Source organism: Acinetobacter shaoyimingii (genome assembly GCF_011578045.1).
In the GTDB taxonomy this organism is placed as follows: Bacteria; Pseudomonadota; Gammaproteobacteria; order Pseudomonadales; family Moraxellaceae; genus Acinetobacter; species Acinetobacter shaoyimingii.
Genome location: NZ_CP049801.1, coordinates 697,310 through 717,022, shown reverse-complemented (window position 1 = coordinate 717,022; position 19,713 = coordinate 697,310). Strand labels below are relative to the sequence as shown.

Genomic DNA, 19,713 nt, shown 5'->3' with positions numbered 1-19,713 from the left:
CCCTCTAACTCCCCCTTTTTATAAGGCGGAGAATCCTGCGTCGCATACTAACAACCCCTCTCCTTTTAGGAGAGGTCAGGGAGAGGTTATATAAATAAATTCGTTAAGCAAACTGGCGTAAGAAACGCACATCATTTTGGAAGAACATACGCAAGTCATTCACACCATAGCGAAGCATTGCAAAACGCTCTACACCTAAACCAAATGCAAAACCTTTGTATTTTTCAGGATCAATGCCCGCAGCTTGAAGTACATTTGGATGCACCATACCGCAGCCCAATACTTCTAACCATTTGCCACGTTCATCCATAATATCCACTTCAGCACTTGGCTCAGTAAATGGGAAATAAGATGGACGGAAACGAACTTTTAAATCTTTTTCAAAGAATTCGTTCAAAAGATTAACCAACAAACCTTTAAGTTCAGCGAAGCTGGTATTTTCAGCAACGTATAAACCTTCGATTTGATGGAACATTGGCGAATGCGTTTGATCTGAGTCACAACGGTATACACGACCTGGACACACAATACGAATCGGTGGTTGCTGTGTTTCCATGGTACGAACCTGCACACCAGAAGTATGTGTACGAAGCAAATGATTCGCATCAAAGTAGAACGTATCGTGCATTGCACGCGCAGGGTGATGACCTGGGATATTCAATGCTTCAAAGTTATGATAGTCATCTTCAACTTCAGGACCTGTCGCAACAGTAAAACCTGCTTTGGTAAAGAACTGACAAATACGCTCTTGTACTTGCGTCACAGGGTGGATACTGCCCACACTTTGACCACGGCCAGGTAATGTGATATCTATTTGTTCACTAGCAAGTTTTTGTTCTAATGCAGCTTTTTGCAATGATGCTTGACGCTCAGTAAGTGCAGTAGTAATTGACTCACGAACAGCATGAATTTGCGCACCAAAAACTTTACGTTCTTCAGGATCCATTTTGCCAAGTGCTTTAGATTGTTCAGCAAGCTGGCTTTTCTTACCCGTAAATTGCACTCGAACTTGATCGAGTGTAGCAAGGTCTTGAGCTGCTGCAATCGCAGCGAGCGCTTCAGTGGTCAGGGCTTCCAGTGACATAGTAACTCTCAAAGCAACAATTTTAGGAAAAATAATATAACCCTATATTCTAACAGTTTTTATGCAGTGGGATGAAGCCTAGCAGACAGGAAAATTAGATCGTCAATTAGATTAGTATTTTCGATTATAAAAAGTATAAAATATCAACATTGTCACTGAGATATTGAACGATGGCACTCGACCAAATTTGGAAGCAGCAATTCGCATTAGTCACATACGGTAACGAATATTTAAGTCAAAACTTAAGTCTTCATTTGTGGGCGAAACATTCTATCTTTAATCAACATATCTTTACTTTTCGAGATCTAACAACTCAACATCTGCTTGCACAGCATTTTCAAGTGTGGCTTGAAGGGTTGAAAAAACAAGGCGTGACCAGACTCAGCCTGCATAATTCAAGTTTACTTCTTGATGAGAAAAATCCGAATCCAAATGTTGAGTTACTGCCTTACCCTCATTTTATCGTGACGCATTATGCCAACAAAAAAACGGCATGGATTTGTGGTAAAGAACTGGCAGAATGGTATACAAGTGACAATGATTTTGAAGCACCTGCTTTACAAAAAACAGATTTCCGTATTGAAACCATGTGGCGTTTTGATCTAAATGCAACACATATCAAACGTGTTGAAGCGGATTTACAACAACCAAATTGGGAAGATATTCAAGTTTATACAGACAATGAACTCTTTGATCATCCATTAGCTAAAGGTTTCACTGAACCTGCAAATCGCGATCTGTCATATTATGGTTATCAAATAAAACAGGCTTTCGATTCAGAACAGCCAAAATTAAGCATAGATTTACCTTTATTGCCTGATGATTATCATGCAGATTATGCAAATGAAACATTACATCGTTTAGATGCACTTGCTCAATATGTCCAAGCCAAGATCAAGCATCCTTATAATGACAATGGCGAAGCCCTGACACAAGAAACCTTACTCAGCCTCAAGCATTTCCACCAAAAACTTGAAGATTTGACCGCTAAATTTATCACTAAAGTGGCAAACCATTATAAAAATGCACGTATTCGCAACGTGGAAATGAGTTCACCATTAGATTCAGACCTACCACAAAATAATTCAGCCAAACGCTTCTTTAACTCAAAGTCAGACATGTCAGCACCTGATCCAGTTAAACATAGTAATAAAGGCAGCGTATTTACCCTGATTTTAATTACCGTGATTATCTGTATCTGTGCGTATTATTTCGGGCTCTGATTCAGAATTTTTTCATTATTGAGGAGTCATTTGAACATCAAATGGCTCCTTTTTTATGCGTTGTTTTCGATGAAATAATGTAAAAACAGATTATTTATTCTAAATATCGAAATAAGCGAATTGTAATACGATTTTCTTAAGCCTAATCATCTATAGGACGAATACTTAATATCACTTTATGATCATTCGCATGTTGATTTATATAGTGCTCAACGGATTTTACTTCACCCTTAACTTCAGCATCAGGGCCGTACATGACTTTGATGACCTCACCAATTCTCGGAATTAGATTAAGCTCAACTTCTATTGAACCTTGTTGAATACCTTCAATTTCAACACGCATTTGCTTCTCGCTATTTTAATGATGTACAAATTTACTGTATTGAATTGCCTGCAAATGACCAATGTTTTTGATGTTGGGATTATGTAATGAATTGCTGACAGAAATTCAATCATCATAGAGCAGACTATTTTGATTATTATTGATTGGAGAAATCATAAATTTTGAACGATACCTAGTGTATCTGATTTCATCAATTATATTCTCTTCTTGTTTCTTAACTTCTCATTTTCACGTTAAGATCACTTAAAACACATATTAAGAATCCGATTAAAAGAACTTATGCAAAAAAATTACTGGCAATTTATTTTAGGGTTACAACATAACTCCCAACTTTACTTTGATGCTCATCTTCATCATTACAATATGCATCATAATTGGTGCGCGGTAAGTAATGATGTCTTTTTAGTCAGAGATTTAGAAACCAATGAGCTTGTATATGATTCGATTGAGCATCTAGTCGTTGATTTACATGAACAAGGAATTGAACGGTGCCAAATCATACCCTTTAATCATATATTTTCTGACCTACCAGCCAACTTCAAAAAATTTAATTTTGAAACCTATAATTATCCACTTGCTGTGTTTTCCAATAAGCATCAAAGCCTTGCATTAGTGAAAATACATTCAGAAAAAGTGAAGCCATTTTCAACCTCTCCTGACCCACGTGAATTTAGTGGATTTCCATCGACTCAACAATATTGTGGGTACTCATTATTCACATTAATTAAACTAGATCAAAAACAACAAAAAACGCTAGATGAATTTGACCAACCTCAAAATTGGAAAAATTATTATCAAGAATTGAGTTCAGACTTTTTAGATCACCCATTTAAATTCAAAAAAGATTTGAGCTTAACATTAACTAATAATTTATTTATCTCTGCTGATTCATATGAATACCCATTTCTTAATTCAGCAAGCCCTGACCTTAATCTAGCATTTTCACTCGTTAATAAATTAATTGATTTACAAGATATGCTTGAAAATGAGATATACATGTCGATAGAAGGTAGATCATCTGATTCAGCTTATATTGATAGGAATTATTCCCAAATTCATAATTTTCAAAATGAATTGAGTGATAAATTTATTGAACTTATTGCTTACGCTGCTAATGATTATCAAAATGCATATGTAGATCAAGGTTTTAATTCTATTTCTAAAAATCTACTTAAAAATAAATCAATTGAAAATGATTCTAATACTGACATAGAAGATTTAGAAAATAATGAAAAGGAAACTATGACTACATTTGCCTCGACAATTTATTTAATTATATTTTTAGCGATTGCATTTGGCCTACTTTATGGCGTGTTTTGGTTAGTTTCACATTATGAATTTGCCAAATTCATAATTATTACCATCGGAGTTATTATTTTTTTAGCAATTTGTTCAAAAAAATAGCCCTCGAATTAATAAAAAAGACCGCTAAAAGCGGTCTTTTTCAAATCATCGAAGATGATTAAGCAGCCAATGCGCCTTTAGCTTTTTCAGCCAAAGCAGCAAATGCAACTGCGTCATGCATAGCGATGTCAGCAAGTACGCGACGGTCGATGATCACTTCTGCTTTTTTCAAACCAGAAATCATACGGCTGTACGACAAACCATTTAAGCGAGCACCAGCATTGATACGTGCAATCCACAAAGCGCGGAATTGACGTTTCTTTTGACGACGGTCACGGTAAGCGTATTGACCTGCTTTAATTACTGCTTGGAACGCTACGCGATATACGCGTGAACGAGCACCATAGTAACCTTTAGCACGGTCAAGAATTTTTTTATGACGGCGATGAGCCTGTACACCACGTTTTACACGAGCCATTTATAATCTCCTTAGATGTATGGGCACATACGGCGAACTGAAGCAACGTCACTAACGTGAACCATTACACAGCCGCGTAATTGACGGATACGCTTAGCAGATTTTTTGGTCAAAATGTGGCGCTTGAACGCTTGTTTACGCTTGAAACCGTTAGCAGTAGCTTTAAAACGCTTAGCTGCACCACGGCGAGTTTTCATCTTAGGCATAACAACCTCTTTTGAACACCTGTTCGGAACGTCTGCACCATTGCAAAAACGACCTGCAGGTAAGGGAGCGAATATTCTAAAGCATTCGTGTATAAAACAAAAGCATATTCAGTTATTTTTATCTATATTCCGATCGCAAGCTTATTCGTTTTTTCCATATCTAAATACATAAGCCAGATCATCATTTAACCCATTCAGTATTATAATCTGCGCAACAAATCTCTCTTGTATGTTTATGAACCCTGCACAGGATGCTTTCGCGGCGTTACGCTATCGTGATTTTTCCATCGTCACTCTGAATCAATTTTGCTTAACCTTAGCCATTTTAATTCAAGAAATTATTGTCGCTTACTCGCTTTATCAAATTACCAAAGACCCACTTACGCTGGGGCTCATTGGCTTAGCCGAAGCAATCCCCTTTATTGCCTTATCGCTTTGGGGTGGATATTTTGCCGATCGCTTTAATAAACAAACCATTATGAAAATATGTTTGTTTTTTGCCTTTCCTATGCCACTTATATTGTGGGGGCTTTTTCATGCTTATGGATTAGAAAAAATCAGTGTTCATGCATTGTCGTGGGGTATTTATGCGGTCATTTTTGGTTTAGGTACAATTCGAGGTTTTTATAATCCTTCAGCAACATCACTCAAACCATTTCTCATTCCACGTGAACTCTATGCAAATGGTGCAACATGGACAACGATAGGATGGCAAAGCGGTGTAATTATTGGTCCTATGCTTGGTGGTTTCATGTTGGCATTTTTAGGCCGTGAAACCAGTCTATTTGCAGTTGCGGCACTTTTAGCGATCTGTTTTATTCTAATCAATCTCTTAAGTAAGAGAAAATTTCCAAGTATTGAAACAGAAAATGTTTTAAGAAGTTTAGGAGATGGTTTCCGCTTTATTTGGAAAACTAAAATCGTGCTTTGGGCAATTTCTTTAGATCTAGTTTCTGTTTTATTCGGCGGCGTGATTGCACTATTACCTATTTTTGCAGAAGACATTTTAAAAGTAGGTCCTGAAGGTCTAGGCTACTTACGAGCTGCGCCATCTATCGGTGCTTTAGTGACCATGATTGTGCTCACCAAGTTTCCACCTACCCATCATGCATGGCGCAATATGCTTCTTGCAGTAGCAGGCTTTGGCGTGTTTACCCTGCTCTTTGCTTATTCAAATTATATGTGGTTATCACTCTTAGCCCTGGCGATGACAGGTGCGTGTGACAGTATATCTGTAGTTGTCAGACAAACCATTTTACAGATTTATCCACCTGAAAACATGCGTGGACGTGTAGCGGCAGTGAATGGCATGTTTGTATCGAGTAGTAATGAACTTGGTGCATTTGAATCAGGTTTAGCCGCAAAATATATGGGCACAATTATGGCTACAGTTTTTGGTGGTTGTATGACCATGGCTGTGGTGGTCATCAGCTGGGCTAAAACCAAAGATTTATTTGGCGTAGACATTACCAAAGGTACAGACCAAGCTTCATAAAATAAAGAATTAAAACTTGCGAGTATTTATTTTTCAGTGAATACTCGTCTTGTTCAAGGGTAATCGCAATAAATCTAATCGAATTAAAGATAGACAATGATGAAATCAAAATTATGTTTTACTTTAATGTTGTGTCTTGCAGCGACTTCAACTTACAGTAAAGAAAATATCAATAGCAAAAAACTGGCAACACAGATCAGCACTGCAGAACCTGCTCATTTAACCACACGTATTGACTGGGTCAAATTTCCTCAATTCCAATATGATGATGCAGATTTAAATGACCGTGAACGCCATGCTATTGTCCGAATTAAAGCAGATGAAAATGGCAAAGTTACTCATGCTTCTATTCAAGAAAGTACAGGCGTTAAGAAGCTCGATCAAATTCTATTAAAAGCCGTTTATGCTGCAAAAACTAAACCTTTTAGCAAAAATGGTAACACCCAATCTCTCATTGGTTATCAAACATTTAGTTTCAAACCAGATCAACAGCAATCTGAAAACAACATCTGCTATGTGAATGGTCTGTCTAAAAATTGGGATCGTCAGCAAAAAGATAAATCGGTTGGTTTTGAATACGTCCAAGCCCCACAAATCGAAATTGAACAAGACTTGCTTAAAAACCAAGACCGCAGCGTAAAAGTTAAGTTCGAAGTCGATAAGCAAGGTAAAATTCACGATGTAGACCTGAAAAAATTGTCTGGTGTCAATGAACTTGATCAAAAGGTTGTAGATGCAGTAACCAATTCGCAAGTCCGTACGCAACGTTCAGCTCGTACTTTATGGATTTATAAAAAATCGACTTTAACCGATACCATCCAATTCAGTTTTGATTCTTGTAAATAATTGATAAAAGCTAGAGATTTCATATCTCTAGCTAATTCATTAAAGCAGAAATGCAGACTTTATAAAAACTATATTCTTATGAAAAAATTACTTATTTCAGGTTTAATCCTGTGCAGTGCTTCTTATGTTGTTGCAGATTCAACACTACAAGATCAAAAATCAACGACCAATAATGTCAATTCAAATGTGATGCATGCAAAACATATAGGTTGGAGTAGACAGCCACGTGTTAATTTTTTAGCAGGTGACCTAGAAGGTAAACCCCGCTCTGTGTCAGTAATCATCCAAGCAGATAAATTTGGCAAAATTATAGAAGCAAAGATTGATCAAAGCTCAGGGTTAAGTGAACTAGACAATCGAATTTTAAGTGCTGTAAAAGTAGCAAAATTAAGACCCACATCGCTCGACAGTGATCAAGAGTTTATTAAAGTTATTCAAGATTTTAAATTTATATCACATGATTATTCTTCAACAAAAAAATCGCCTCCATTATCTAATCGAGTCAGGAAACCTATTTGTTCATATTCCTTCAACTCAGTCGTATTAAATAAACAAATTAAAGGTCAAGAAACGGCTTTTAAATATATACAAAAACCACCTCTTAGCATCCAAAAGGCGGAATTAGAACGACAAGACCGAATGGTTAAGTTTGAATTTAAACTATCAAGAAAAAATAAAATTTCGGATATTAAACTCATACAAGGTTCAAATTTAGTCAACATCGATTCTAAAGTTATTGATGCTGTGTCCAAGGCTCAAGTCTCTGCAACGCGTAAGTTTTACCAATTTTATAAACTGAAATTTGAAGATCAAATAGATTTTAATCTAAACGCTTGTGACTAGACTTTAAAGTTAGATAAGTCCAATAAAAATTAGATAAACAAAGAGATACCGTCCGATTTTCGCTATGGATACCATCAGTAAAAATCGAACAAAATTTTCTTTTAGTAAACCTGCAATAAGGGTTATGGGATCTCCTATAATCGGAACCCAACTGAATAGTAATGACCAATAGCCATATTTTCGGTAAGTTTGCTCAGCTTTCAACATTTGTTGTTCTGAGACTGGAAACCAGTTTTTATCTTTAAATTGTTCTAGTTTAAAACCTAAGTACCAATTGAGGCATGAACCCAAAATATTGCCTATGCTGGCTATAAAAATAAGCGCAATAATGGAATACCGAGACTGTGCAAGAAGCCCAACAAGTACCGCTTCAGACTGTAATGGTAAGAGTGTTGCGGCACCAAAAGCTGAGAGAAAAAGTAAAAAATAAGCCATTAATCACAAGACATCTGAGCGTATGAACAGATCATATCATTGAAAATTGATACTGCATTAAAGTACATCCATTCATCCTATCAGAGTCACTTAGCACCTATGTGACCTTAATTGAAAGTGCCTTTTGAATTGCGGGACGAGCTGTTAAACGCTCTATATATTCTTTTACATGAGGATAAACATCAATCTCTATCCCCTGCCATTCATGGCGCAATAACCAAGGCAAAATCGCCATATCTGCAATGGAGTATTCACCTGCCACGAATTTTTGACCTATTAGCTGTTTATTCAATACACCATACAAGCGTTTAGTTTCATTTATATAGCGTTCCGTCGCATACGGAATACGTTCAGGAGCAAATTTATTGAAGTGATGATTTTGACCGAGCATGGGTCCCAAGCCACCCATTTGCCACATCAGCCACTGCTCAACTTCAACACGCTTCTGTTCATCGCTTGGATAATACAGTCCAGTTTTACGACCCAAATACTGTAAAATTGCACCAGACTCAAACACAGAAATCGGTTCATCATTTGGGCCATTCTGATCCACAATTGCAGGGATTTTATTGTTAGGAGAAATACGCAAAAAATCTGCCTGAAATTGGTCATTTTCTAAAATATTGATGGGGAATATTTGGTATTCCAACCCCATTTCTTCTAAGGCAATCGTAATTTTATGACCATTGGGCGTTCCCCAATAATAAAGATCTATCATTTTTCTTCCTTTCATACTCTGCAATGTTCTTGAGCCACCACACGGTTATAACATGTTTTTAGACCTTCTATCATTGAATAAATTTTGATACTTTTATGACCATAAAGCCTTATAATAATTTTAAATTTTCTTTAAATTGCTCAAATATAATGTAAATAATGCTAATCAGCATACTGTATAGACGTACTCACAAACTCTTTTAAACTTAAAATTTCTGAAATTTCGCTCTAAATTTTTTTAAAATAATCTTGAATTTTTTCATCGCATACCGATATTAAAAAGTGTGTAAAGATCAATCGATATTACACAATCGCTGTCGGTGCAAAGCACAACAGACTTTATCTTATTTATATAACTTTGCTGAACTCAGGAGGTTCTATCAATGAGTAACATGAGTTTAACTCCTCTATTCCGTCGTAGCATTGGTTTTGATCGCTTCAACGACTTATTCGACTACGCAATGCAAAGCGAAGCGCCAAATTACCCTCCATACAATATTGAAAAAACAGGCGATAATCAGTACCGCATTGTGGTCGCAACTGCTGGTTTTAAAGAAGATGAACTTTCCATTCATCTGGAAAATTTAGTTTTGACTATTGCAGGCAAACCTTCAGAGCAAAAACACGACCAAAATGTAGAAATTTTGCATAAAGGCATTGCACGTCGTTCATTTAAATTGTCTTTAAGACTCGATGAACACATCGAGGTTCAACATGCTGACTATGAAAATGGTTTATTGACGATTGAGCTACAACGGATTATTCCGGAAGAAAAATTACCTCGTCAAATTCCAATTGGTGCTAAACGCCAAGCTGTTATTGAGTCATCTCAACAAGACCAGTTGAGCTAAAGTCAATTCCACTAAATCGTTTTTCCAAGACCAACCTTAGGTTGGTCTTCTTGTTTTATAAATTCATTTTTTTATCTTTTAAATCAATCTAATTTTAAAACACAATAAAAAAGCACTGCGATCGCAGTGCTTTTTTAAGTCAAAAATGCATGTTATTTTTTCTTTTTCGGTCCAATTAACATACCCATTTGACGACCTTCCATTTTCGGAGCTTGTTCGATGACACCAAACTCAGCAACGTCAGCTTCAATTTTTTGTAATTGAGCTAAACCTAACTGTTGGTGAGCCATCTCACGACCACGGAAACGCAAAGTAATTTTGACTTTGTTACCTTCTTCTAAGAAACGAAGAATAGCACGCAGCTTGATGTTGTAGTCACCAACGTCTGTACCAGGGCGCAACTTGATTTCTTTAACCTGAACTTGATGCTGCTTTTTCTTCGCATCTTTTTGCTTCTGCTTCAGATCAAATAAATGCTTGTTAAAATCCATGATTTTACAAACAGGTGGCTCTGCATTCGCTACAATCTCAACAAGATCGAGTTCAGCTTCTTCAGCAGCGCGCAACGCTTCAGCTAATGAAACGATGCCTTTTTGTTCTCCATCAGCTCCAACGAGACGTACATCTTTTGCACGGATCTCGTCATTAAGCGCAGGACGATTGCTTTTAGCACCTTGTTGTTGGTTACGGTCAGGCTGTTTAATCTTTCTTACTCCACAATATACCGGCCACGTTCGGCTACGGCTGCTTTCACTAAGTCAACGAAAGCGTCAATTGACATAGTCCCTAAATTTGTTCCAGAACGCGTACGCACATTGACTGTACCTTCTTCAACTTCACGGTCACCAAGAACCAGTAAGTATGGAATGCGTTCTAATGTACGCTCACGAATCTTAAAGCCGATCTTCTCATTTCTCAAGTCTGAAATTGCTCGAATTCCATTTTCTTTGAGTTTTGCGACCACTTGCTCACAAGCAACCGCTTGAGAATCGGTAATATTCATGACACATGCTTGAATCGGAGCCAACCAAGGTGGCATGAAACCAGCGTAGTGTTCAATTAGTATACCAATAAAACGTTCAAAACTGCCAAGTATTGCACGATGCAACATCACAGGGTGATCACGATCATTGTCTTCAGTGACATACGACGCATCTAAACGTAATGGTAAGTTGAAGTCACATTGAATTGTACCGCATTGCCATACACGACCTAAACAGTCTTTCAATGAAAATTCAATTTTCGGACCATAGAATGCACCTTCACCTGGTTGTAAATCCCAAGCCAAGCCCGCTGCATCTAATGCATCCGCTAAAGATTTTTCAGCGACATCCCAAAGTTTATCATCACCTACACGCTTTTCAGGGCGTGTTGATAATTTCATTTGTACTTCTTCGAAGCCAAAGTCTTTATACACATCGAGTGTTAGTTTAATAAAATCTGCAACTTCTTGTCCAATTTGTTCAGTGGTACAGAAGATATGTGCATCATCTTGAGTAAATCCACGTACACGCATAATGCCATGTAAAGAACCAGATGGCTCGTTACGATGACAAGAACCAAACTCTGCTAAACGAATTGGAAGGTCACGATAAGATTTTAAACCTTGGTTAAATACTTGCACATGACATGGGCAATTCATTGGTTTTACAGCATAGTTACGGCTCTCTGAATGAGTCGTAAACATGTTTTCTGCATAGTTTGCTGCGTGACCTGATTTTTCCCAAAGTGAGAAATCCACAATTTGCGGTGTTTTAATCTCTTGGTAGCCGTTTTCTTGTTGAACTTTACGCATGTACTGCTCAAGGACTTGGTAAATTGTCCAACCATTGGCATGCCAGAACACCATACCAGGTGCTTCTTCTTGCATATGGAACAAGTCTAAAGCCTTACCAATTTTACGGTGGTCACGCTTTTCAGCTTCTTCAATACGCTTGATATAAGCCGCTAACTGTTTTTTGTCTGCCCAAGCTGTACCGTAGATACGTTGAAGCTGTTCGTTCTTCGCATCACCACGCCAGTAAGCGCCAGAGATTTTAGTCAGTTTGAATGATTTTAAGAATTTAGTATTCGGTACGTGTGGACCACGACACATATCTAAATAATCTTGATGGTAATACAAGCCCATTTGAGTCTCGTTAGGCATGTCTGCAATCAAACGCAATTTGTATTCTTCACCACGTGCTGTGAATTCTGCAATCACTTCATCACGCGGTGTCATTTTTTTGATGACATCATAATCTTGATCGATAAGCTTTTTCATACGCTCTTCGATTGCTGCCATGTCGTCTAGTGTAAACGGACGTGGCATCCAGATGTCATAGTAGAAACCTTCTTCAATGACAGGACCAATGACCATCTTTGCTTCTGGGAACAATTGCTTAACAGCATGACCCACTAAATGCGCGCAAGAGTGACGAATAATTTCAACGCCTTCTTGATCTTTAGGCGTGATAATTTGAACTGTTGCATCTTCCGTGATTAAATCAGATGCATCAACCAAGCGATCGTTCACACGACCAGCAACGGTATTTTTTGCAAGACCAGGACCAATGCTAAGGGCAACGTCCATCACAGATACGGCGTGATCAAACTGTTTTTGATCGCCATTTGGCAAAGTAATAATTGGCATATAAAAATCCTTAAGGAGTGATGCCCCGTACCATGGAGCATGTCACCGCGAGATTATGATCGAGCGAAGCTCAAAAGATAAAATCGGTGGAACAATCATAAAAGTGCGAAAATTTTACACCCCTCGCACGTTTTAATAAACCTTTTATGTTTTTTTTTAAACTTTTTTGAAAAAAACAATTCAAATAAGCTTTTATATATTGAGTTTATATTTCAGATCGTAAATTGTCCTATGCATAAATTACAGAATCACATGCACATAACAGAACAATTTCATTCAACATGCCATAATCTTTAGATAAATCATTTAACACTTCATATAGATAACCTTTTACATTGATTGAATACATTGATCAAAATCTTACCCACTGAATAAAAATAGGCAGGTAATATGCGCACAGAAAAACTCATTCCATGGAACACACTCGAAATATTAAAACCCACTTATGCGTTTTCTTCCAATGTCGATTTAGTCGTTCTCAAACTCCCTGATGACGATCCTGAACAAGTGGTTGTCATGTATGGACGCTGTCAGCATCGTGGTGCACTCATGTCTGATGCACATATCCATGACAATAAAATTGTCTGTGGATTACATGGCTCACATTACATCTATAAAACAGGAATAAATCCGAGATATATCAATAAAAATTTACAAAAATTCAAGGCTTGGATAGAAGATGGTTTTGTCTGTGTTGATGCTGAAGAAATTGCCGCTTGGGAAGTCAAAAATCCACAAAAATATCAGCGAGATCAATATCAAGGTCTCTATGCAGATTCACAAAGTGGTCCTGAAGAACCAAACAATAAACTGATTTTAGAACTTGCACGTAATGGTCTTAAAAAATTTGGACACCATGGTCCAACAGCATCGATGGGTGTGCCATTTGATCAAGTCCCTAAATGGGATGATATTCAATTGGTCACAGCACAACTTTGGAAAGTTCCATTACTGGATGATGCACCTGTAGCAACAGAAGTCATTATTGGCAAAAATGCCAAAAAGCCATTAAAACTGGATATTCCTATTTTTGTATCGGACATGAGTTTCGGCGCACTGTCTCAAGAAGCCAAAATCGCTTTAGCGCAAGGTGCTGAACTTTCAGGTACAGGCATCTGCTCTGGTGAAGGCGGTATGCTGGCAGAAGAACAAGCAGCAAATTCACGTTATTTTTATGAGTTAGCCTCGGGTCGTTTTGGTTATGACATTGAGAAAGTCAAAAAATGTCAGGCTTTTCATTTCAAAGGTGGTCAAGCGGCGAAAACCGGAACTGGTGGTCACTTACCAGGTGAAAAGGTCAAAGGAAAAATTGCTGAAGTTCGCCATTTACCAGAAGGTCAAGCGGCCATTTCACCATCGACTTTCCCTGATTGGACAGAACTTTCACAATACAAAGACTTCGCTAACTATGTTCGTGAAGAAACAGGAGGCATTCCGATTGGCTATAAACTCTCAGCACAGCATATTGAGCGTGATATTGATGCAGCCTTAAGTATTGGTGTGGACTACATTATTTTAGATGGTCGTGGTGGAGGCACTGGTGCTGCTCCAACACTGTTCCGAGATAATATTTCCGTACCTACCATTCCCGCCCTTGCCCGTGCACGTCGCCATTTAGATCGTTTGGGTCGCTCAGATATTAGTTTGGTCATCACAGGTGGTTTGCGTGTCCCTGCCGACTTTATTAAAGCACTGGCTTTAGGTGCAGATGCCATTGCCATTTCAAACTCAGCGATGCAAGCTATTGGCTGTTTAGGCATGCGTGCGTGTCAAACCAATGATTGTCCTGTCGGTGTTGCAACACAGCAAGATCATTTACGTCGTCGTCTGGAAATTGATAAATCTGCACAGCAGTTACACAATTTCTTAAGTGCATCAATCGAGTTGATGCAAGTTATGGCACGTGCTTGTGGTCACCATCATTTAAATCAATTTAGCATTGATGATCTGACCACTTGGAAAAAAGAAATGCATCAACTTACAGGTATTCATTACGGCGGTATTTTATAAACAACATAGGGAATAAAGGATTCGTCATTTATTCCCTAAAATTTTCCCATACTTGAAAAGTGCATTGAGATAATTCCACTTCTGAAGACTGATGTTGATAAAGATAGCTATGTGAAAACTGAGGAATCACACTTTCACTTTGTGACGGTCTGACAAAAACATAGTCATCTCGATGGATCGGGTAATCTCTCGATATACAAACGAGCTCTTGATTGGTACTACGACCATACAGCAAATGAGGACGTGTTTTGGGCGGATAAACATATTGGCCCATCCAATAACCGCCATAAATAAACACCGCTTGTTGATGATGCAATCCTTTGAATGGATTTAGCCAAGGCATGCTCGGCATTTCTACCGCATCTAAAACTTTTAATACTGGCGCTGCAATAAATAAACAAGGTTGAAGATTCTTTAAATATTGACTATCAAAATCACTGGGTTTGAATAACATTGACCCAAAAGATAGGTCATTACACACACTATCTTTCACATGAAATTCAAAAGTTGGACTGCCACCACCATTGAAACATAATTGGTCATGCCACAGATCTGCATGATGGGTTTTTAAATGATCTATATAATCTGCATAAATCTGTTGAGATTCTTCATACGCACGTTCCGTTTTTTTAATGATGCTCGGTACTTTAGTGACATGCGCGTCGTAGCCCATAAGTCCTGTGAGTTCAAGCAGATCCGAATGCTGTCGAATGTAGTTAAGTAGCTGATCAAACTCAGAGATGGTTCGAACGCCACCCCGATGCAGTCCCACATCAATTTCAATATTGACTCGCAACTTTACATCAATTGTCTTTGCCAGTTCAACGTATTGTTTTAATCGCTCAATATGGTCAATGAGCCAATGCAGCTGATTATTTTTAATTTCAATATGTTGCTGATAAATTTGCTGATAAAATTGCTCCACGGCTTTTATTGGCATGGGCTTACCAAAAAGTAAATCTGACTGATCAAAAGCCTCAAACATCTGTGACAAATGCGCAATATGAAAGACCATAAAACGTCTGCAATTGAAGTCACAACTGAGTTTTTTTAACAAGGACATACACGCCAAAGATTTGACTACTAATCGTGCTTGAAGATGGGGTGCCGTTTTTAACTGTTGCTGGACATACGCAATATTCTGATCTAGTCGTGATGAGTCGATGATCAGTTGGGGAGTGCCTGTCCCTTGCTGTTTTAAATCACGATTGAGTTGTTGAAAAAAATCATTCATCTCAGCGCCTCTAAATCTTTGCCATCATCAAATGTTCTAAATATGGATTTAGAAATTTCTTCTGTGGATCTACAGCAGCACCAATCTCAATAAAGTCATTCCATTTGGGATATAAGGCTTTCAGTTGTCTTTGATTGAGCTGATGCATTTTGGCCCAGTGTGGACGTCCATGATATTTCTGGAAAATGGGTTCTATCAAATCAAAAACTTTGCGTGGTGATTGCTTAAAATATTGATGCACTGAAATTGAAATACTGTCCTGCTGATAAAAAGGGCTCAACCAAATATCATCCCCTTTCACCACTCTCAATTCGATAGGAAAAAATGAATTGATCTTAAACTTCTTGAAAGTGGCAATGACTTCTTTGACACATTCGATACCATGCTCAATGGGAATCTGATACTCCATCTCATTAAACTTGGTATCACGAGGTGAAGCAAAAATTTCACTCGACCAATTCACAAACTCGGTCGGTTTGACAAATACACCCACCAAGTTCTGTAAATACCCAGTCAAAAAAGGCATTTTTTGCGATATTTCACAGCACCATTTCAGTAATTGATCTTCTGAAGGCTTAGATTCAACTCGTGGTCGAATTTCATCTTCTGTGAGATCTAAAGTTTTCAACATCAATTGATTCGTATAAGGAAAAATAAAGTATTCCAAATGTCGATGCGTTTTCATTAACGCTGTAAATTGATCCAGACTCTCCTGTACAGGTGCAAGTTGAATCCTTTCTTTTAATTTATATTTGGCACGATTCTGCATGGTGATTTTGGTCAAAATTCCCAAGCTACCCAGTGCCACCCTCCCCGCATGAAAGATATCGATATTTTCATTCCTTGAACATTGGATCAATTCTCCATTGGCTTTTAACAACTCAAACCCTTCGACATATGCTGAAAGACACTGTAAATCTGCTCCAGTCCCATGCGTTCCTGTAGAGATTGCGCCTGCCAAACTTTGCTGATCAATATCACCTTGATTGATCAATGCCTGATCATAAGGTTGAAGATAAGCACCCAAATCATACAAACGAATCCCAGCGCCTAAAGTACTTTGGCATGTCGTCTGATCTACATGATGTACATTGGAAAATCGATCCAAAGAAATCAGGGTTTCATTGGTTTGAACCAACGGTGTAAAAGAATGTCCTGCACCAACGACTCGAATTTTTTCATGTTCAGCAACCATCGTTTGTAACTGTTCTAGATCATTTGGAGTCACAATTTTCTTTGGCTGTGATTGGCAGTAACCCGACCAGTTTGACCATCCATGATCTGGATTTAGATTCATATTGCGTACTCCATTACTGCACTCTTATTGGCACTATCTTGATACAGATCTGTGTTTTGTTGTTTTATTTCGCAACTGATGCTGAGATTGCCTGATCACTAAGCTATTCCGTGGCTTAGCATCTGTCATTATGATGATTTTTTATCTCAAATTAGAATGTAACCTATTTTTAATTTAATGGTATAGATTGTTCTGTCATAAATACTCAAAGTATCAAATTGAACCATAAATCATAAAATTGAAATTATTTGATTATTCTCGTGATTAAAAAACATGTCTGAGCTCGACTAAAGGATAAATGTAATGTATTCATTTTTTGCATATCTTTTATGCAGGATTATAAAAATGAAGATGGATTGGAAAAAATGAATTTAAGCCCGTACGACGAATTGCCAAGAACTCCCGCTAATTTTGTCGCACTTTCACCATTACGTTATCTTGAACGCGCTGCTTATATTTACCCAGATCAGGATGCGATGATTCATGGTGCTCGACGCATTTCATGGCGTGAAAAATATAATCGTTGTCGTCAATTTGCCCATCAATTACAAAATCTAGGTGTTGGCAAAAATGATACCGTTTCAGTTCTGCTTCCAAACGTACCTGCCATGCTTGAAGCGCACTTTGCTGTACCAATGGCAGGCGCTGTACTCAACACCTTAAACACTCGCTTAGATGCAAAAACATTGGCATTCATGCTTGAGCATTCTGAAGCTAAAGTTCTTTTGGTTGACCCTGAATTTGCAGTTTTAGCCAAAGAAGCATTGCAACAGGTCTCGCAAGAAATTTACGTGATTGATGTAGCAGATGCCGAATATGAAGGCAATGCCACTGCACAATCCATTGGAAAGATTGAATACGAAGAATGGCTCAAAAATGGTGATGCAAACTTTGAATGGCATTTACCTCAAGATGAATGGGATGCCATTAGCTTAAGTTATACCTCTGGGACGACTGGCAACCCTAAGGGTGTGGTTTACCATCACCGTGGGGCTTATATCAACGCCGCCAGTAACATCATTGCCTGTGGGATGACGCCTCGTGCGACCTATCTTTGGACATTGCCACTGTTCCACTGCAATGGTTGGTGTTTTGGTTGGACCATGGCAGCCAATGGTGGTACCAACATCTGCTTACGTAAGGTCGATCCTGAACTCATTTTTAAATTAATTTCAGAACATAAAGTCGATTATTTCTGCGGCGCGCCAATCGTACTGTCGATGATGATCAACACACCTGAAGAAAAAAGAAAACCGATTGAACACCGTGTTGAAGTGATGGTCGCAGGCGCTGCACCTCCCGCTGCCATTATTGAAGGTATGCGTAATTTGGGAATCAATGTGACTCATGTTTATGGCTTGACAGAGACTTATGGCCCATCAGCATTGTGTGCATCGCAAGCAGGTTGGTCTGATCTTTCTATTCAAGAACAAGCACAGTTACATTCCCGTCAAGGTGTGCCTTATCCGCTTCAAGATGGTATGAAAGTGATCGACCCTGAAACCATGGAACCAGTTCCGCATGACGGACAAACCATGGGCGAAATCATGTTCCGTGGCAACATTGTCATGAAAGGTTATTTGAAAAATAAAGAAGCCACTGAAGAAGCCTTTGCAGGTGGATGGTTCCATACTGGCGACCTCGCTGTCAGCCAACCTGATGGCTACGCCAAAATTACTGATCGCTCTAAAGACGTGATTATTTCAGGTGGGGAAAATATTTCTTCACTTGAAGTTGAAGAAATTCTGTATCAGCACCCTGCTGTTCTGACTGCTGCTGTGGTTGCAAAACCCGACCCACGTTGGCAAGAAGTGCCTTGTGCTTTTATTGAGCTTAAAGAAGGTAAAACTGCAAGCCCTGAAGAAATTATTGAATTCTGTAAACAACATTTAGCACGATTCAAAGTGCCTAAAGATGTCGTGATTACTGAAATTCCAAAAACATCGACAGGTAAACTACAAAAATTCATATTAAGAGATTGGGCGAAAGAACGTTCCGTAGGCGAATTTAGTTAACGCTAAGAGTGTTTCATTAAAGATAAAAAACGATCTTTAAAGGTCGTTTTTTATTATGTTTTAATCTGTCTCAACAGAAAGATTTAAGGCACAAAAATTAAAGCGCAGAAAATTCACGACTGATCACAATTGCTTGCTGACAAATCCCTTCCGCTTGACGTTGCTGTTGAAAAACTTTTGGCGTCATCACATCGAAGTGATCGAAGAAACTAATCTCTTGATTATTGATATCGTAAACTAAAGAGTGATTGCCAACGCCATCCAAAAGGTCGTAATACACAATCACCCAATGCCCAGTTTCAATGGCATGTTGAATGTCTGCATAGCTAAGCGGTTCATGAATCGGAATCTGTAACCGTTCGGCATCACGATAGCTTGGTAATTCTCTTGGGTCTTTATGCAAATCATCTTCTGTATAAAAAGCGACTTTAAAACCCATTTTCTTAAGACCAACCGCCAATCCGATGGTAAATGTTCCATTTTCAGGATCATAGTTACAGACATTTGCGAGATCTTGAATATCAAGCTCAATATCACAATGTTGCAGGATCATCCATACGGCATACAAACCACAATTGGCATTTAAGTTTTGCAGTTGTTCTGGGATTTCTAAGCCCATAATATAATGCTCATTTCTCAGTTAAAACGTAGAAGTAAAAT

The 19,713-nt window shown here is 38.2% G+C and carries 19 protein-coding genes; 8 read left to right on the top strand and 11 right to left on the bottom strand.

The features are described 5' to 3' along the window. Positions 1–103: 103 nt before the first annotated feature. The gene (pheS, locus tag G8E00_RS03295) at positions 104–1,084 is read right to left on the bottom strand and encodes a phenylalanine--tRNA ligase subunit alpha (protein WP_166221948.1); all 981 of its coding nucleotides are present in this window, start codon (positions 1,082–1,084) and stop codon (positions 104–106) included. A 170-nt stretch (positions 1,085–1,254) separates the two neighbouring features. Here pheS and G8E00_RS03290 point away from each other — a divergent pair, with 170 nt between their 5' ends. Continuing rightward, positions 1,255–2,307 (top strand): hypothetical protein, encoded by a 1,053-nt coding sequence (locus G8E00_RS03290; protein WP_166221946.1) that lies wholly within the window; start codon positions 1,255–1,257, stop codon positions 2,305–2,307. A gap of 142 nt (positions 2,308–2,449) precedes the next feature. Here the strand turns inward: G8E00_RS03290 and G8E00_RS03285 are convergent, their stop codons facing one another. Then, positions 2,450–2,650, bottom strand: a complete 201-nt coding sequence (locus G8E00_RS03285) for a hypothetical protein (RefSeq protein ID WP_166221944.1) — start codon at positions 2,648–2,650, stop codon at positions 2,450–2,452. 279 nt (positions 2,651–2,929) lie between these two features. Between G8E00_RS03285 and G8E00_RS03280 the strand changes: the two genes are divergently transcribed. Continuing rightward, positions 2,930–4,054: a hypothetical protein gene (locus tag G8E00_RS03280; RefSeq protein WP_166221942.1), complete on the top strand. Its 1,125-nt coding sequence runs from the start codon at positions 2,930–2,932 to the stop codon at positions 4,052–4,054. Positions 4,055–4,112: 58 nt separating this feature from the next. Here the strand turns inward: G8E00_RS03280 and rplT are convergent, their stop codons facing one another. After that, positions 4,113–4,472, bottom strand: coding sequence for a 50S ribosomal protein L20 (rplT, locus tag G8E00_RS03275; RefSeq protein WP_166008428.1), 360 nt, complete (start codon positions 4,470–4,472; stop codon positions 4,113–4,115). 11 nt (positions 4,473–4,483) lie between these two features. After that, positions 4,484–4,678 (bottom strand): 50S ribosomal protein L35, encoded by a 195-nt coding sequence (gene rpmI, locus G8E00_RS03270; RefSeq protein WP_004278281.1) that lies wholly within the window; start codon positions 4,676–4,678, stop codon positions 4,484–4,486. Between the two features lie 235 nt (positions 4,679–4,913). Between rpmI and G8E00_RS03265 the strand changes: the two genes are divergently transcribed. From G8E00_RS03265 to G8E00_RS03255, 3 genes are all read left to right on the top strand, one after another. Continuing rightward, the gene (locus G8E00_RS03265; protein ID WP_166221940.1) at positions 4,914–6,173 is read left to right on the top strand and encodes an MFS transporter; all 1,260 of its coding nucleotides are present in this window, start codon (positions 4,914–4,916) and stop codon (positions 6,171–6,173) included. Between the two features lie 96 nt (positions 6,174–6,269). Next, positions 6,270–7,019: an energy transducer TonB family protein gene (locus tag G8E00_RS03260; RefSeq protein ID WP_227591388.1), complete on the top strand. Its 750-nt coding sequence runs from the start codon at positions 6,270–6,272 to the stop codon at positions 7,017–7,019. Positions 7,020–7,097: 78 nt separating this feature from the next. After that, positions 7,098–7,862: an energy transducer TonB gene (locus tag G8E00_RS03255; RefSeq protein ID WP_166221938.1), complete on the top strand. Its 765-nt coding sequence runs from the start codon at positions 7,098–7,100 to the stop codon at positions 7,860–7,862. Positions 7,863–7,871: 9 nt separating this feature from the next. On the opposite strand, the gene G8E00_RS03250 is transcribed toward G8E00_RS03255, so the two are convergent. Together G8E00_RS03250 and G8E00_RS03245 are read right to left on the bottom strand one after the other, a co-directional pair. Next, a complete protein-coding gene (locus tag G8E00_RS03250) occupies positions 7,872–8,297 on the bottom strand; it encodes a YqaA family protein (protein WP_166221936.1) in 426 nt (141 codons plus the stop codon). Between the two features lie 97 nt (positions 8,298–8,394). Continuing rightward, a complete protein-coding gene (locus G8E00_RS03245) occupies positions 8,395–9,015 on the bottom strand; it encodes a glutathione S-transferase N-terminal domain-containing protein (protein ID WP_166221934.1) in 621 nt (206 codons plus the stop codon). Positions 9,016–9,397: 382 nt separating this feature from the next. On the opposite strand from G8E00_RS03245, the gene G8E00_RS03240 reads away from it, so the two are divergent. Then, the gene (locus tag G8E00_RS03240) at positions 9,398–9,865 is read left to right on the top strand and encodes an Hsp20 family protein (protein WP_166221932.1); all 468 of its coding nucleotides are present in this window, start codon (positions 9,398–9,400) and stop codon (positions 9,863–9,865) included. A gap of 152 nt (positions 9,866–10,017) precedes the next feature. On the opposite strand, the gene infC is transcribed toward G8E00_RS03240, so the two are convergent. Both infC and thrS read right to left on the bottom strand, forming a co-directional pair. Then, the gene (infC, locus tag G8E00_RS03235; protein ID WP_166008973.1) at positions 10,018–10,569 is read right to left on the bottom strand and encodes a translation initiation factor IF-3; all 552 of its coding nucleotides are present in this window, start codon (positions 10,567–10,569) and stop codon (positions 10,018–10,020) included. Positions 10,570–10,574: 5 nt separating this feature from the next. Further along, entirely contained in the window at positions 10,575–12,497 is a 1,923-nt protein-coding gene (gene thrS / locus G8E00_RS03230; protein WP_166008435.1) for a threonine--tRNA ligase, read from the bottom strand. A 390-nt stretch (positions 12,498–12,887) separates the two neighbouring features. On the opposite strand from thrS, the gene G8E00_RS03225 reads away from it, so the two are divergent. Beyond that, entirely contained in the window at positions 12,888–14,507 is a 1,620-nt protein-coding gene (locus G8E00_RS03225) for a glutamate synthase-related protein (RefSeq protein ID WP_166008436.1), read from the top strand. A 28-nt stretch (positions 14,508–14,535) separates the two neighbouring features. On the opposite strand, the gene G8E00_RS03220 is transcribed toward G8E00_RS03225, so the two are convergent. Then, the gene (locus G8E00_RS03220) at positions 14,536–15,741 is read right to left on the bottom strand and encodes an alanine racemase (RefSeq protein WP_166008437.1); all 1,206 of its coding nucleotides are present in this window, start codon (positions 15,739–15,741) and stop codon (positions 14,536–14,538) included. Positions 15,742–15,751: 10 nt separating this feature from the next. Beyond that, entirely contained in the window at positions 15,752–17,038 is a 1,287-nt protein-coding gene (locus G8E00_RS03215) for a D-arabinono-1,4-lactone oxidase (RefSeq protein ID WP_166221930.1), read from the bottom strand. A 365-nt stretch (positions 17,039–17,403) separates the two neighbouring features. Between G8E00_RS03215 and G8E00_RS03210 the strand changes: the two genes are divergently transcribed. Beyond that, on the top strand, positions 17,404–19,053 hold the full coding sequence (locus G8E00_RS03210; RefSeq protein ID WP_166226386.1) for an acyl-CoA synthetase: 1,650 nt from the start codon (positions 17,404–17,406) through the stop codon (positions 19,051–19,053). 97 nt (positions 19,054–19,150) lie between these two features. On the opposite strand, the gene G8E00_RS03205 is transcribed toward G8E00_RS03210, so the two are convergent. Beyond that, positions 19,151–19,672, bottom strand: a complete 522-nt coding sequence (locus G8E00_RS03205; protein ID WP_166221928.1) for a cysteine peptidase family C39 domain-containing protein — start codon at positions 19,670–19,672, stop codon at positions 19,151–19,153. Between the last annotated feature and the right edge of the window lie 41 nt (positions 19,673–19,713).

Excerpts from the sequence above, each read along its gene's own strand:
- G8E00_RS03280 (WP_166221942.1), top strand. The coding sequence starts at position 2,930 with ATGCAAAAAAATTACTGGCAATTTATTTTAGGGTTACAACATAACTCC.
- G8E00_RS03255 (WP_166221938.1), top strand. The coding sequence starts at position 7,098 with ATGAAAAAATTACTTATTTCAGGTTTAATCCTGTGCAGTGCTTCTTAT.
- G8E00_RS03260 (WP_227591388.1), top strand. The coding sequence starts at position 6,270 with ATGATGAAATCAAAATTATGTTTTACTTTAATGTTGTGTCTTGCAGCG.
- G8E00_RS03220 (WP_166008437.1), bottom strand. The coding sequence starts at position 15,741 with ATGAATGATTTTTTTCAACAACTCAATCGTGATTTAAAACAGCAAGGG.
- G8E00_RS03240 (WP_166221932.1), top strand. The coding sequence starts at position 9,398 with ATGAGTAACATGAGTTTAACTCCTCTATTCCGTCGTAGCATTGGTTTT.
- G8E00_RS03290 (WP_166221946.1), top strand. The coding sequence starts at position 1,255 with ATGGCACTCGACCAAATTTGGAAGCAGCAATTCGCATTAGTCACATAC.
- G8E00_RS03285 (WP_166221944.1), bottom strand. The coding sequence starts at position 2,650 with ATGCGTGTTGAAATTGAAGGTATTCAACAAGGTTCAATAGAAGTTGAG.
- G8E00_RS03225 (WP_166008436.1), top strand. The coding sequence starts at position 12,888 with ATGCGCACAGAAAAACTCATTCCATGGAACACACTCGAAATATTAAAA.
- thrS (WP_166008435.1), bottom strand. The coding sequence starts at position 12,497 with ATGCCAATTATTACTTTGCCAAATGGCGATCAAAAACAGTTTGATCAC.
- pheS (WP_166221948.1), bottom strand. The coding sequence starts at position 1,084 with ATGTCACTGGAAGCCCTGACCACTGAAGCGCTCGCTGCGATTGCAGCA.
- G8E00_RS03215 (WP_166221930.1), bottom strand. The coding sequence starts at position 17,038 with ATGAATCTAAATCCAGATCATGGATGGTCAAACTGGTCGGGTTACTGC.
- G8E00_RS03210 (WP_166226386.1), top strand. The coding sequence starts at position 17,404 with ATGAATTTAAGCCCGTACGACGAATTGCCAAGAACTCCCGCTAATTTT.
- rpmI (WP_004278281.1), bottom strand. The coding sequence starts at position 4,678 with ATGCCTAAGATGAAAACTCGCCGTGGTGCAGCTAAGCGTTTTAAAGCT.
- rplT (WP_166008428.1), bottom strand. The coding sequence starts at position 4,472 with ATGGCTCGTGTAAAACGTGGTGTACAGGCTCATCGCCGTCATAAAAAA.
- G8E00_RS03250 (WP_166221936.1), bottom strand. The coding sequence starts at position 8,297 with ATGGCTTATTTTTTACTTTTTCTCTCAGCTTTTGGTGCCGCAACACTC.
- G8E00_RS03265 (WP_166221940.1), top strand. The coding sequence starts at position 4,914 with ATGAACCCTGCACAGGATGCTTTCGCGGCGTTACGCTATCGTGATTTT.
- G8E00_RS03245 (WP_166221934.1), bottom strand. The coding sequence starts at position 9,015 with ATGATAGATCTTTATTATTGGGGAACGCCCAATGGTCATAAAATTACG.
- G8E00_RS03205 (WP_166221928.1), bottom strand. The coding sequence starts at position 19,672 with ATGGGCTTAGAAATCCCAGAACAACTGCAAAACTTAAATGCCAATTGT.